The 13925-nt window shown below is 36.2% G+C and carries 13 protein-coding genes; 12 read left to right on the plus strand and 1 reads right to left on the minus strand.

Annotated features, from left to right (window positions below):
* The first annotated feature begins 214 nt into the window (after positions 1-214).
* From QBE53_07735 to QBE53_07780, 10 genes are all read left to right on the plus strand, one after another.
* Positions 215-1483 (plus strand): aminotransferase class I/II-fold pyridoxal phosphate-dependent enzyme, encoded by a 1269-nt coding sequence (locus QBE53_07735; protein ID WZL82989.1) that lies wholly within the window; start codon positions 215-217, stop codon positions 1481-1483.
* Positions 1484-1634: 151 nt separating this feature from the next.
* Positions 1635-2834 carry a trans-2-enoyl-CoA reductase family protein gene (locus tag QBE53_07740; GenBank protein WZL82990.1) on the plus strand — a complete coding sequence of 400 codons (1200 nt, stop codon included), beginning with the start codon at positions 1635-1637 and terminating at the stop codon, positions 2832-2834.
* 96 nt (positions 2835-2930) lie between these two features.
* The gene (locus QBE53_07745; GenBank protein ID WZL82991.1) at positions 2931-3674 is read left to right on the plus strand and encodes a hypothetical protein; all 744 of its coding nucleotides are present in this window, start codon (positions 2931-2933) and stop codon (positions 3672-3674) included.
* A 173-nt stretch (positions 3675-3847) separates the two neighbouring features.
* On the plus strand, positions 3848-4495 hold the full coding sequence (locus tag QBE53_07750) for a bifunctional 4-hydroxy-2-oxoglutarate aldolase/2-dehydro-3-deoxy-phosphogluconate aldolase (protein WZL82992.1): 648 nt from the start codon (positions 3848-3850) through the stop codon (positions 4493-4495).
* 18 nt (positions 4496-4513) lie between these two features.
* Entirely contained in the window at positions 4514-5536 is a 1023-nt protein-coding gene (locus QBE53_07755; protein WZL82993.1) for a sugar kinase, read from the plus strand.
* A gap of 196 nt (positions 5537-5732) precedes the next feature.
* A complete protein-coding gene (locus QBE53_07760; GenBank protein WZL82994.1) occupies positions 5733-6422 on the plus strand; it encodes a FadR/GntR family transcriptional regulator in 690 nt (229 codons plus the stop codon).
* A 119-nt stretch (positions 6423-6541) separates the two neighbouring features.
* Entirely contained in the window at positions 6542-9145 is a 2604-nt protein-coding gene (clpB, locus tag QBE53_07765; GenBank protein ID WZL82995.1) for an ATP-dependent chaperone ClpB, read from the plus strand.
* 3 nt (positions 9146-9148) lie between these two features.
* Complete coding sequence (locus QBE53_07770; GenBank protein WZL82996.1) at positions 9149-9496, plus strand: arsenate reductase family protein; 348 nt, start codon at positions 9149-9151, stop codon at positions 9494-9496.
* A 57-nt stretch (positions 9497-9553) separates the two neighbouring features.
* A complete protein-coding gene (locus QBE53_07775) occupies positions 9554-10120 on the plus strand; it encodes a hypothetical protein (GenBank protein ID WZL82997.1) in 567 nt (188 codons plus the stop codon).
* Positions 10121-10127: 7 nt separating this feature from the next.
* Positions 10128-10937, plus strand: a complete 810-nt coding sequence (locus tag QBE53_07780; GenBank protein ID WZL82998.1) for a hypothetical protein — start codon at positions 10128-10130, stop codon at positions 10935-10937.
* Here the strand turns inward: QBE53_07780 and QBE53_07785 are convergent.
* Positions 10927-11376, minus strand: a complete 450-nt coding sequence (locus QBE53_07785; GenBank protein ID WZL82999.1) for a hypothetical protein — start codon at positions 11374-11376, stop codon at positions 10927-10929. The genes QBE53_07780 and QBE53_07785 overlap by 11 nt on opposite strands.
* A 78-nt stretch (positions 11377-11454) precedes the next feature.
* On the opposite strand from QBE53_07785, the gene QBE53_07790 reads away from it, so the two are divergent.
* Together QBE53_07790 and serC are read left to right on the plus strand one after the other, a co-directional pair.
* Complete coding sequence (locus QBE53_07790; GenBank protein WZL83000.1) at positions 11455-12690, plus strand: mechanosensitive ion channel; 1236 nt, start codon at positions 11455-11457, stop codon at positions 12688-12690.
* A 149-nt stretch (positions 12691-12839) separates the two neighbouring features.
* Positions 12840-13922: a 3-phosphoserine/phosphohydroxythreonine transaminase gene (serC, locus tag QBE53_07795; protein ID WZL83001.1), complete on the plus strand. Its 1083-nt coding sequence runs from the start codon at positions 12840-12842 to the stop codon at positions 13920-13922.
* The last annotated feature ends 3 nt before the right edge of the window (positions 13923-13925 follow it).

Raw genomic sequence — 13925 nt, forward strand, 5'->3', positions numbered from 1 at the left:
TACTTTACCTTCTTTACTAAAAAATTGCAATGATTTTGTTGGAGATAAAAGTTGCAATTGACATTTTGTGATTGTATACTTGCATATAAAAACCATATAAATCGTCAAAATCCAAATAAAATCCCCGAAAAATGAAATTATCTATTGATTATCTTGCAGAAATTGTGTATTATTATACAAAAGGTTGTGAGTTTAGGAGGAATGACAAATAGATATGGATTTTTTTAAAGGAAAAACACACGAAGAATTAAAGCGTTATCAAAATGAACTAAAGCAAAAACTCGATCAGTACAAAGGAATGGGACTGAACTTGAATATGGCTAGGGGCAAGCCATGTAAGGAACAACTTGATTTGTCAAATGGAATGATTGATGGTACGGTTGATTATAGTATTAATATTGATTATCGTAATTATGGATTACTTGATGGAATACCTGAAGCAAAAGCTTTGTTTGCTCAAGGAATGAATGTATCTGAGCAAGAGCTTATTATCGGTGGTAACTCAAGCTTAAACCTTATGTATGATACGTTGGTTCGAACATTGCTTTTTGGAACAGTAGATAGCAAGAAGCCATGGAAAGATTACGACAAAATTAAGTTTTTATGTCCGGCACCAGGCTATGATCGACACTTTGGAATTTGTGAAGATTTAGGAATTGAGATGATTTTAATTCCGATGACAAGTGAAGGTCCGGATATGGATCAAGTGGAAGCCCTTGTTCGAGATGACGAGACGATAAAAGGAATCTGGTGTATTCCAAAATATTCCAATCCAACAGGAATTACATATTCTGATGAAGTGGTTGATCGTTTGGCTTCCATGGAATGTGCTGCTAAGGATTTTAGAATTATGTGGGATAATGCATATAACATCCATCATCTAAATAATAATGGGGATGAGTTAAAAGACTTATTAGAGGCATGTAAAAAAAATAATCATGCCAATCGTGTATATATGTTTAGTTCGACATCTAAAGTTACATTTCCAGGGTCAGGAATTGCAGTAATGGCCATGAGTGAAGAAAATGCAGATGACATACGTAAACATATGGGATATCAAACGATTGGATCAAACAAAATCAATCAGCTAATGCATGTTCGATTTTTGCCGACAACAGATGCTATTGAAGCACATATGATGAAGCATGCAGAGATTTTAGAGCCAAAGTTTAATAAAGTGCTTGAGGTAATGGAACGTGAAATCGGAGCATATAATATTGCTAAATGGAACAATCCTAATGGAGGCTACTTTATTAATTTGGATGTAATGGATGGATGTGCAAAATCCGTTGTTAAATGCTGCGCTGAACATGGAGTAACATTAACTCCTGCTGGAGCCACATTCCCATATGGAAAAGATCCAAAAGATTCAAATATCCGTATTGCGCCGACTTTTCCACCTTTATATGAATTGGAATTGGCGATCGAAGTGCTGACGACATGTATTCAATATGTAACGATTGAAAAAATTCTTCAACTTTAAGACAATCCTTATGATACAATCATAAAGTAAACCTGTGAGTAAAATCACAGGTTTTTTGAAAAGAAAATACTTTGACAATCAAAACAATTGACAAGTGCTGGTTTTTTCGATAGAATTTAAATCAAGAATGTTTATAGAGGAGAATTGAATTATGATTATAACACCAAAAGTAAGAGGTTTTGTTTGTACAACGGCACATCCAATTGGATGTAAAAAAAATGTTGAAGAGCAAGTCAATTATGTTCAGACAAATAAAAAAATAGATGGACCTAAAAATGTATTGATTATCGGCGCATCAACAGGCTATGGACTGGCATCACGAATTGTATCAGCATATGGATGCGGTGCAAGTACCCTTGGTGTGTTTTATGAAAAAGAAGCAAAAGGAAAACGTACAGCGTCTCCAGGCTGGTATAATTCTGCGTATTTTGAAGAACAAGCGTTAAATGAAGGCCTTTATGCAAAGAGCATTAATGGAGATGCTTTTTCCAAAGAAATAAAAGATGAAGTACTGGAGACGATTCAAAAAGATCTTGGAAAAATTGATTTGGTAATATATTCTTTAGCAGCACCGCGACGTATTGATCCAGTTACAGGGGACAAATATATGTCTGTTTTAAAGCCAATTCACGAACCATATACAAACAAATCGATTGACATACACAATAAGACAATTAGTATGGCAACAATTGAACCAGCCAATGAACAAGAGATTGAGCAAACCACTAAAGTTATGGGTGGAGAAGATTGGCAGCTATGGATAGAAGCCTTACTTGAGCATGATCTTTTAGCAAAAGGAGCAAAAACAATATCATATTCATATATTGGACCGGAAGTTACGCGTCCGATTTATCGTGAAGGAACGATTGGGCGTGCAAAAAAGCATCTTGAAAATACGGCTGCAGCCCTTAATGATTTATTACAATCGGTGGATGGACAGGCGAGTGTGGTGATTGCAAAAGCTTTAGTGACCCAAGCCAGTGCGGCAATTCCAATTGTACCTTTATACATGGCGGCATTGTATAAGACGATGAAGAAAAAAGGAACACATGAAGGGTGTATTGAACAGATTTATCGCCTTTTTTCGACAAAATTGTATGATGAAAATGTAACGGATATCTATGATGAAAAAGGACGAATTCGCATTGATGATTACGAAATGGATCCAGAGATTCAGAGAGAGACGTTTGAATATTTTGAACAGGTAGACTCAGAAAACATGCAGGAAATGATAGATATCGAAGCATATCAAAAAGAATTTTACAAGCTGTTTGGGTTCTCACGTGAGGATGTTGACTATGATCAAGATATTGATACGGATGTTTGTATCCCAAGTATAGACAATATATAAAGGCTACTAAATTTTGTGTCGTTTATATTGAATTAAATGGAAAGATGTGCTATCATAAATGATAATTATTATCATTTATGATTAAGGAGTGATCTGATGCTTAAAACATCTAAAAATTATACAGTTTATGAGATTTTTTTATTAGACATTATAAAAGAAGCAAAAAACACTTATACATATATTTTTACCAAACCCAAAGACTTATCTTGGGAAGAAGGAGCGCATACACATCTGGCGCTAAACCATTTTAATGAAGAAATGGGATGGTGGGAAAAGAAAAATGTACGCCATTTTTCAATTTGTTCACTGATGGATGAAGATACGCTTAGAATGACAACGCGTTTGCCGGAACCATGTACAGATTTTAAACGCGAGTTAAGAACAGCACGAAAAGGCGATGTGTTCTACTTGTTTAAAGTTGGAAGTCGCTTGGTGCTTCGACGTCAAGACCGCCCACTCATTTTTTTGTCAGCAGGAGTAGGTCTTGCAACCATGCGTCCACTCATCAAAAAATTTATACAAAACACACAGGGTATTTCTAGTGTAACGAGTTTAAATGTAGACTCGAGCACAGAATATTTGTTTTATGATGAGATGCAAGGATACATGAAGCAAGAACGAAAATTCAAGCAATATTATGTAGATTCACGACAGGGATTTTATACAACATTACAAGAATTATTTGTAGATCGCCCAACAATGAAGGAAGGTATATTTTATATTGTAGGTGGCGATGAGTTTTTGGTTCAAGTCCATCAGGAACTAAAGAAAATAGGCGTTAGCCCAGAAGATATGGTGTTTGACAAGAAAGAAGCATTTATTCTAGAAAATTTGTATTAACCTATTGACAATACCCCGAATGGGGTATATGATAGAGTTAGTTGTCTGACAACAGACTGCAGATAACAAAAAGAAGTTTTATTCCCCTAAAAAATTTCAGGGGTTCGTGATTTGTACTAGCTCAACAATAAACGGCCCTTGAAGCTCTCTAAAAACAAATCGGAGGTATTATAATGAAAAAATATGATACATTGAATGCAATCATCGATAGCGGTGTAGTTGCAGTTGTACGTGCAGAATCAAAAGAACAAGGATTAAATATTATTGAAGCTGTAAAAAAAGGTGGAATTAAAGCCTTAGAAATTACTTTAACGGTTCCAGGAGCTGTTGACATTATTAAAGATTTGGTTGAAGAATATAAAGATGAAGATGTTATTATTGGCGCAGGAACGGTTTTAGATCCTGAGTCAGCACGTGCTTGTATTTTAGCAGGTGCAAAATATATTGTAAGTCCATATTTTGATTTAGAGACAGTCAAGATGTGTAATAGATATGCAATCCCTGTTATGCCAGGCGTGATGACACCAAAAGAAGTTGTGGCTGCGCTTGAAGCAGGTGTAGATATTTGTAAAGTATTCCCAGGCAATGCATTTGGACCTTCAATTATTGGAGCGTTTAAAGGACCTATGCCTCAAGGAAACTATATGCCAACAGGTGGCGTTGATCTTGGAAATGCAAAAGAATGGATTCAAAAAGGTGCAGTGGCTATTGGTGTAGGTAGTGTTTTAACCAAAGGTGCAAAAACAGGCGACTATGAATCTGTTACAGAAACAGCAAAGAAATTTGTTCAAGCAGTTAAGGAAGCAAGAGCAGAATTATAATATTGGAGGACTTTTAATATGAAAAAAATTGTTACTTTAGGCGAAATAATGTTAAGATTATCTCCCCCAGATAAACAACGTTTTGTACAAGCACAAAGCTTTGATGTTGTGTATGGTGGTGGAGAGGCCAATGTAGCTGTATCTCTAGCAAACTATGGAATGGATGCAAGTTTTGTATCAAAATTGCCAGATAATCCAATTGGACAAAGTGCAATTAATCACCTTCGCAATTATGGCGTTAACACAGAACACGTTGTTCGTGGCGGTGACCGTGTAGGTATATACTACCTTGAGCATGGTGCATCAATGCGTGCGTCACAAGTTGTTTATGACCGTGCAAACTCTTCAATTGCAGAAGCAACAGCAGCTGATTTTGATTTTGATGCAATTTTTGAAGGGGTAGACTGGTTCCATTTTTCAGGAATTACACCTGCGCTTAGTAAAGAAGCGGCGATACTAACTGAAGAAGCATTAAAAGCAGCAAAACGTCATAACGTTATGGTTTCTGTTGACTTGAATTACCGTAAAAAGCTTTGGACTCCAGAGGAAGCAAAAGCTTGCATGACAAACTTAATGCAATATGTGGATGTTTGTATTGGTAATGAAGAAGATGCTGAAAAAGTATTAGGATTTAAACCTGGAACAACAGACGTTACTTCAGGTGAATTGGAATTAGATGGATATAAGAGTATTTTTAAACAAATGAAAGAACAGTTTGGATTCAAATACGTTGTCACAACACTTCGAGAAAGCCACTCAGCATCAGATAATGGCTGGTCGGCACTGATCTATGATGGAAATGAATTCTATCAATCAAAACACTACGATATTCGTATTGTTGACCGTGTGGGTGGTGGAGACTCATTTGCAGGTGGATTGATTTATGGATTGTTATCAAGTGATGACTTCAAGTACGCATTAGAATTTGCTGTTGGTGCATCCGCATTAAAACAAACGATTTTTGGTGATGCAAACCTTGCAACAGTAAGTGAAGTTAAAACACTTATTGAAGGCGATGCATCTGGACGCGTTCAAAGATAAGCTAGTATTTGACACGAACAGAAAATACATAGTATAATATCAGGCAGGCTTAATAACTGATATTGGGTCATGGTGCTCAATATCAGTTTTTTAATGCAAAAAGTATATAGAGAAAACTTTTTAAATATGAAGGCTATCTCTTTGAAATAACGCGATATAGTCGCTTTGTTCTAGCGATATATAAAGGGAGGAAAAGATGGGAATATATGATAAAGGTATTCTATCTGAAAAAGTTGCTGATGATATTCGACAAATGATTATGGAGAAAAATCTTGAACCCGGAGATAAATTGCCCAACGAGATTGAGCTATCAGAGGTCATTAATGTCAGTAGGTCAACCGTTCGTGAAGCAATTAAGATTCTTGTTTCAACGAATGTTTTAGAAGTTAAACGAGGGAGAGGAACATTTGTTACAGATAATCCGGGGGTATCGAATGATCCGTTGGGGCTATATTTTATGGAAGAAGATAACTTATTGCTCCATTTTTTTGAGATGCGCTTAATTTTAGAACCACAGATGATTCGACTTGCAGCAATACGAGGAACAGATGAAGAAATTATCCATATACAAAAGGCTTATGAACAAGTATGCGAAAAAATAAAAGCTGGAAAAAACCATACCGGTGCAGATATTCGCTTTCATAATTCTATTGCCCAAGCAACACATAACCCTATCATGAATCGTATCATTCCAATTATTAATAATGGAATCAAAGGTGGGTATGCCAAGACAAAGGATAATCCTGAAATGAGTGAAGTCGTTTTAGCGGATCATAAAAAAATTATGGATGCCTTGCTTGAACGTGACCCCGAAAAAGCATATCAAGCTATGGAACAGCATATTAAATATGGTATGGAACGGTGTAAGGTGCATTATTCATTGTAACGATGACAAGTAATATAAAAATGAAAATAGAAACCATCTGTTGACAAATAGGTGGTTTTTTTGTATTATTATTTTATCAGCACTCTAACGAAGAGAGTGCTAAAGAAAGGAGTGGTGTTATGAATACTGAAAAAATGACACAGAAATCATTGGAAAGCATCGAAACAGCACAAAAGATGGCTATAAAATTTAATCACTCGCAGATAGATACACTACATTTACACTACGGATTACTTGAAGATGTACATGGACTCATCTCCAACGTACTTAGCTCTAAAAATATATTTGTCGATAAATATAGAGAACATTTATTAGACGCGCTGGAAAAAGAACCTCAAGTGCAAACTAACCAAAGTGAACTTTATGGGTCAAGAGATCTAAACAAAACCTTAATCGAAGCAGAAGAGATTGCTAAAAAAATGCAAGATCAATACATTAGTGTTGAGCATATATATTTAGCAATTATTGATCATTCGCGGGGCGTTAATCGTAAGATAATCACTGACATGGGAATTACAAAAGATATATTTTTAGAAGGTCTAAAGGCAGTACGAGAAAACAAACGCGTTACATCGCAAAATCCTGAAAATGCCTATAATGCCCTTGAAAAGTTTGGACGTAATTTGGTTGATATGGCCCGTGAAGGAAAACTTGATCCGGTGATTGGAAGAGATGAAGAAATCCGACGTGCGATACGTATTTTATCTCGACGAACAAAAAATAATCCCGTATTAATTGGAGAGCCGGGAGTCGGTAAAACGGCTGTGGTTGAAGGCCTTGCACAACGCGTTCTTGCAGGGGATGTTCCCGAAGGACTAAAAGACAAAAGTATTTATGCACTTGATATGGGAGCGCTTATCGCAGGGGCAAAATATCGTGGCGAGTTTGAAGAACGCTTAAAAAGTGTGTTATCAGCTATAGAAGAATCAAATGGGAAGATTATTCTTTTTATTGACGAGTTACATACAATTGTTGGAGCGGGAAAAACAGAAGGGTCGATGGATGCAGGAAATTTGCTTAAGCCTATGTTGGCTCGTGGAGAGTTGCGATTAATCGGAGCAACAACCCTAGATGAATATCGAAAATATATTGAAAAAGATGCTGCGTTAGAACGCCGTTTTCAACCCATTATTGTCAATGAACCTTCTGTTGAAGCAACGATAGCCATCCTTCGTGGATTAAAGGAACGCTTTGAAATCCACCATGGTGTACGCATAACAGATGGTGCGATTATTGCATGTGCAAAACTATCGCATCGCTATATTCCTGATCGATTTTTGCCGGATAAAGCAATTGATTTGATGGATGAAGCTTTAGCAATGCTACGTACAGATATTGATTCAATGCCACAAGAAGTCGATGCGTTATCAAGAATGATTATGCAAAAAGAAATTGAAAAAGAAGCAATGGTAAAAGAGACGGACCAAGATTCGGCTCTTCGACGCGAGGAATTGGAACGTGAAATCTCAGCGCTAAAAGAGGAGTTTCATATACTAAAATCAAAGTGGGAAGTTGAAAAAGCCGCAATAACTAAGGAAAAAGAAATTAAGAAGCAGATTGAAGAAGTTAAGCACCAGATTGAACAAGCAGAGCGAAACTATGATTTGGAGAAATTAGCACAGCTTCGTTATGGTACTTTAGCTGAGCTAAATAAACAACTCGAAGATATTCAAATGGCTCATAAGCAACCCCAAAAAGATGCTCTGCTTAAAGAAGAAGTGACAGAATTTGAGATTTCCCAGATTATATCAAAATGGACAGGGATACCTATAACCAAATTAGCAGAAACAGAAAAAACCAAATTGCTTAATTTAGAAGATATTTTGCATGAGCGCGTCATTGGTCAAGACGAGGCTGTTACAGCAGTCAGTAATGCGGTCATACGTGCTAGGGCTGGTCTTAAGGATCCTTCCAAACCTATTGGATCATTTATTTTTTTAGGACCGACAGGTGTTGGGAAAACGGAGCTTGCAAAAACATTGGCAGAAGCGATGTTTGATGATGAAAACAACATGGTGCGTATTGATATGAGTGAATACATGGAACGTCATGCCGTATCTAGATTGATTGGAGCGCCACCGGGATATGTGGGCTATGAGCAAGGAGGACAACTCACAGAAGCCGTGCGACGTAAACCATATAGTGTCATTTTATTTGACGAGATTGAAAAAGCGCATCCAGAAGTGTTTAATGTATTACTTCAATTACTTGATGATGGACGATTAACAGATAATCAAGGGCATGTTGTTGATTTTAAGAATACAGTGGTTATTATGACATCGAATATTGGAAGCAACGTATTACTGGATTATATGGCTCAGGCAACAGCTGACCAAGACATACCTATAGAAATTAAAGAACAAATTATGAACCTTATGCATCAAACGTTTAAGCCGGAATTGTTAAATAGAATTGATGAAATTGTTCTCTTTACACCATTGACAATCGAGGCAATTAAAGGTATTGTTGATTTGGTGCTTGATCAATTAAGACATCGCTTAGCTGAACGACATATGACACTTGAAGTGCGCCCGGTAGCATTAGAAAAAATGGCACAAGACAGCTACAATCCTGTCTTTGGCGCAAGACCTGTTAAGCGGTTTGTTCAGTCAGTTATTGAGACACAGCTAGGTAAAGCGTTGATTGCTGACCGATTCAAAGAAGGCGATGACATAATTATTGATTACCGTGATGGAGACTATCAATTTACAATAAAGGAGTAAACGATGATTACAATTTATTGCTACCCAAAATGCAGTACGTGCAAAAAAACTTTGAAATGGCTTGATGAACATGCCATAGACTATGATGAAAAAAACATTACAACACAAACGCCAGATCAAAGTATGCTTATAGATATAATACAACGCAGTGGTTTGCCTATACGACGATTTTTTAATACTTCTGGTATGATTTATCGTGAACGAGGTTTAAAAGACATTGTAGACACGCTCTCTATTGAAGAAGCAGCAGAAATGTTGTCCCAAGAAGGCATGCTTATTAAGCGCCCTCTAATTATCGGTGAAGACCGTATTATATTAGGATACAAAGAGAAAGAGTTAATAAAATTATAATATTCTTTAGAAAAAGATATGTTATAATATAAATAATAAAAGATACGAGGTGATAATATGGGACGAAAAAATTTAGGAAAATTAGTTGTGTTAAGTTCAGTCTTAGGTGCAGCTGCTTGGGTATACAAAAAATACGATACGGTACGTACAATGTACAATAAAGTATATATGTTTAAAGGAGAACAATTAGTGTATGACCATTTTGATGGTAATGCAATGGCTACAATGTTCTCAGGCGTTGAAATCAATTTAGCGGATGCCCAATTTGAAGAAGATGAAGTATATTTAGACATCTATGCACTTTGTAGTGGAGTGAAGGTTATCGTGCCACCACATGTGGAAGTTATCTGTGATGGTCGTATTAAAGCAAGTGGAGTTCAAATTCATCAAGATGAGTTTACCGAAAAAACAGTGCAGTTATATTTGAATTATGATCTTACAGCGTCTGGCTTAATGGTTACGGATGCATCGTTACCGACAAGTGAAGTGGACATGCAATTAGATGTAGAAGAAGTTGTAGAAGATGCCGTAGAAGATGTTGAAGAAATAACAGAAGATATTGAAGAGGCTATAGAAGAAACGGCAGAGGAAATAATGCAACCAGAAAATAAATTAGACAAGTAGGTATACTATGAAGTTTTTAGATCGTTTACAGCGTAAGTTTGGTCGAGTGGCAATACCGAACTTGATGCTATATATTGTATTTGCCAATGCCGCCGTATTTATTTTAGATCGGCTAGACCCCACACCCTTGACCTATCTTTTGATGCTGATTCCTGAACGGGTGTTTGCGGGTGAGATTTGGCGAGTATTTACATTTATTATGATTCCACCAACAAGTAGTTTAATCTTTATTATTTTTGTGTTGTATTTCTATTACTTGATTGGCAACACACTTGAACATGCATGGGGAAGCTTTAAGTTTAATGTATACTATTTTACCGGTGTGATTATGCTGATAGCTACGAGCTTAATTTTTGGTATTACAGCAAGTTCTACATATTTGAATATGACATTATTTTTTGCGTTTGCCCGATTACATCCAGAGTTTCAAGTGCGAGTTTATTTTATTTTGCCGGTCAAAATTAAATATTTAGCATATTTTAGTGCGGGGTTATTAGCCTTCCAATTTATTATGGGGGGACCAGCGACTAAAATTAGTGTCTTGGCAGGGGTATCTAACTTCCTTTTATTCTTTGGTAAAGATATAATTACTAATCGCAAGACACATGTTAAGAATCAAGTAAGAAAACAGCAGTATGAAAGAGGTATAACGCCTAAATCTAAACATGCACATAAATGTACAGTATGTGGCATTACAGAGCATGACGATCCGACAATGGAATTTAGATATTGTTCTAAGTGTGAAGGATATCATGAGTATTGCATGAAACATTTAACAGAACATGAGCATATACAAGGGAACAATACTACTCAATAAGCGGTAAAGATAAAGTATAGAGGATGTCGTTTGTGTCTACAAGTGACATCCTTTGTTGTATGCTGTGAATGATAATGGTATCTCGTAGGTCCTTTGGATGTAAAGGATGGTGACCTGCATAGGTTAGAAGACGTTGAGCTTCTTCTAAGCTTGGGTGAAGAGATAAGATGATGGCGATGACCTTTGCCCGCGATGGATTTTTTTGTCCTGAAAAAATTTCATAGGCGTATTGACGCGATATGTCTGAACGAAAAATCAGCGCACTTTTAGACATATCGTATTTTTTTAATAAAAAATTGAGATAATCAGCAAGTGAAGGGCGATAGAGTTGATCAGAATTTTTTTCGATAAAACGATAGATATTGGAAGTTTCTTTTATTTCTTTAAATAGAATCTCTGTATCTTTATTAGTTAATTGTTTGTTTTTTTGATTGGCCATAGTATATTCCCCTCTTTGAATATTTATAAAAATAGTATATCATAATAATATATAAAGACAAAGAAAGGAAAGAGAAAAGTGTTAAAAAATGCATTATCAAATTTGTTAAGTCCAATGATTGACCCAGAAGGAGAACTTGGATCCTTTATTATTTTTGTTTCGTTAACCGTTTTAGCCTTGATTTTTGCCCTTATTATTGATCGCATAGCTACAACTGTTGTTCAGCGGGTTATACGTAAAATTGTATTAAAAACGCCGACAAAAAAAGATGAAATGATCTATGATAGAAAAGTCTTCCATTGGCTTGCCCATTTTGCAACGATTATTATTTTGTATGTTTTTAGTTTCTCCTACGGGGACATGGGGCGAGTTATCCGACATATTCTTGTCTATTCCGGAATAGCAATTACGGTAGTTGCCGTATTTAAGCTTTTGGATGCTGTTAATGATATCTATAATTTAGAACCCTATGCCAAGGATATGCCGATTAAAGGGCTTCTTCAAGTAGTTAAAATCGGAGTATTTATTTTTGCATTAATTATTGGATTAGTTAATTTTAGCAACAGTGGTTCTGCACTTGCGCTCCTTTCGAGTGTTGGTGGAATGTCGGCAATTCTTTTACTGGTATTTAGAGATAGCATATTAGGATTTGTTGCAGGGATACAACTATCGACCAATCGCTTGTTAAGTATTGGTGACTGGATTGAAATGCCGCAGTTTAGAGCCAATGGAGCCGTTATTGATGTTTCCCTTACTAAAGTTTCTGTAGAAAATTGGGATAATACAATTACACATATTCCCGCCTATAAATTTATTGAAGAAGCATTTACCAACTGGGAAGGCATGAGCAAATCTGGAGCACGACGGATATCTCGACAAATCATACTTGATGGAGGCGATGTTCGATTCTTAGATGCTGAGCAGATGAATGCATTGAAAAAGGTAGAACTGCTAAGAGATTACATTGAACAAAAAGAACAGGATATTAATGCGCATAATGCAAAGATTGCATCTACGCATCCACTCAACAAACGTGCATTGACAAATATAGGTACATTACGAGTATATATCAATGAATATTTGAAAACACATCCATCCATTAGTCAAGACTTTATTATTATGGTTAGGCAATTAGAATCTACGGGGCAAGGGATCCCTTTACAGGTTTATTGCTTTAGTAATGATATTCGTTGGAAGTATTATGAAGAAATACAAGCGAACATATTTGAGCATATATATTCGGTATTGCCATATTTCGGGCTTTCATTATTTCAGGTACCTACGGGGCAAGACTTTAAAAAGATTCAGAAATAAACTCTTGTAACGTATTGAAGTATATGATAAAATGTTAACAGTGTACGCGCGAGATATACGTATGTATTTCTGTGAGAAACTCAGACGCATTATTACATGAACATATAACGGCGTAGCCAACAAAATTCTGACAAATAGGAGTGATAATAATGGAACGTGTTTATAATTTTTCAGCTGGACCATCAACGTTACCTGAGGAAGTATTAAAAATTGCTGCAAGTGAGTTAGTCAATTATCAAGACTCAGGTATGAGCGTCATGGAGATGAGCCACCGATCAGCAGTATATAGTAAGATTATTGAAGAAGCAAAACAAGATTTTATAGATTTATTGTCAATACCGGACAATTATGAAGTGCTGTTTTTACAAGGTGGTGCGTCGCTTCAGTTTGCAATGATTCCATTAAATATTGGTAATAAAAATAAAAAAGCTCAATTTATTAATACAGGAGCATGGTCAAAAAAAGCCATTGCAGAAGCAAAAAAATATATGAATGTTGAGGTGTTGGCTTCATCGGAAGATAAAACCTTCTCCTATATACCAGATTTAGATAAGATTAGCATTGATCCAGACGCGGACTATTTTTACATTACGTCAAACAATACCATCTATGGTACGGAATTCACAAAATTGCCGGATACAAAAGGCGTTCCGGTTGTAGCCGATATGTCTTCAAACATTCTTTCAAAGCCTATTAATGTATCGGACTATGGCATTATCTTTGCCGGCGCACAAAAAAATATGGGACCAGCTGGTGTAACGGCTGTAATTATAAGAAAAGATTTAATTCAAGAGGTTCCTGAATCGGTTCCGACGATGTTAAGATATTCAATTCATGCGGATAATGATTCGATGTTTAACACACCACCAACATATAGTATTTATGTTGCAGGACTTGTGTTTAAATGGCTCAAGCAAAATGGTGGACTCGAAGCGATTGAAAAAACAAATATCCAAAAAGCGGACCTTCTCTATAATTATCTTGACTCAACAGATTTTTATATAGCGCCTGTAGATAAGCAAAGCCGTTCGAAGATGAATGTTACCTTTATTTGTAAAGAGGATGCATTAAATGCACAGTTTATTAAAGAAGCTGCAAATCAGGGCATGGTTAATTTAAAAGGACACCGAAGTGTTGGCGGCATGCGTGCAAGCATTTACAATGCAATGCCAATTGAAGGTGTACAAAAACTTGTTGATTTTATGAAAGCATTCGAAGCAAAACACGCATAAGAC

It is taken from the genome of Vallitaleaceae bacterium 9-2, assembly GCA_038396585.1.
Classification (GTDB): Bacteria; Bacillota; Clostridia; order Lachnospirales; family Vallitaleaceae; genus UBA1351.

What these genes read in the sequence shown, in the direction of transcription:
- QBE53_07735 (WZL82989.1), top strand. Translation starts at nt 215, where the DNA reads ATGGATTTTTTTAAAGGAAAAACACACGAAGAATTAAAGCGTTATCAA.
- QBE53_07740 (WZL82990.1), top strand. Translation starts at nt 1,635, where the DNA reads ATGATTATAACACCAAAAGTAAGAGGTTTTGTTTGTACAACGGCACAT.
- QBE53_07745 (WZL82991.1), top strand. Translation starts at nt 2,931, where the DNA reads ATGCTTAAAACATCTAAAAATTATACAGTTTATGAGATTTTTTTATTA.
- QBE53_07750 (WZL82992.1), top strand. Translation starts at nt 3,848, where the DNA reads ATGAAAAAATATGATACATTGAATGCAATCATCGATAGCGGTGTAGTT.
- QBE53_07755 (WZL82993.1), top strand. Translation starts at nt 4,514, where the DNA reads ATGAAAAAAATTGTTACTTTAGGCGAAATAATGTTAAGATTATCTCCC.
- QBE53_07760 (WZL82994.1), top strand. Translation starts at nt 5,733, where the DNA reads ATGGGAATATATGATAAAGGTATTCTATCTGAAAAAGTTGCTGATGAT.
- clpB (WZL82995.1), top strand. Translation starts at nt 6,542, where the DNA reads ATGAATACTGAAAAAATGACACAGAAATCATTGGAAAGCATCGAAACA.
- QBE53_07770 (WZL82996.1), top strand. Translation starts at nt 9,149, where the DNA reads ATGATTACAATTTATTGCTACCCAAAATGCAGTACGTGCAAAAAAACT.
- QBE53_07775 (WZL82997.1), top strand. Translation starts at nt 9,554, where the DNA reads ATGGGACGAAAAAATTTAGGAAAATTAGTTGTGTTAAGTTCAGTCTTA.
- QBE53_07780 (WZL82998.1), top strand. Translation starts at nt 10,128, where the DNA reads ATGAAGTTTTTAGATCGTTTACAGCGTAAGTTTGGTCGAGTGGCAATA.
- QBE53_07785 (WZL82999.1), bottom strand. Translation starts at nt 11,376, where the DNA reads ATGGCCAATCAAAAAAACAAACAATTAACTAATAAAGATACAGAGATT.
- serC (WZL83001.1), top strand. Translation starts at nt 12,840, where the DNA reads ATGGAACGTGTTTATAATTTTTCAGCTGGACCATCAACGTTACCTGAG.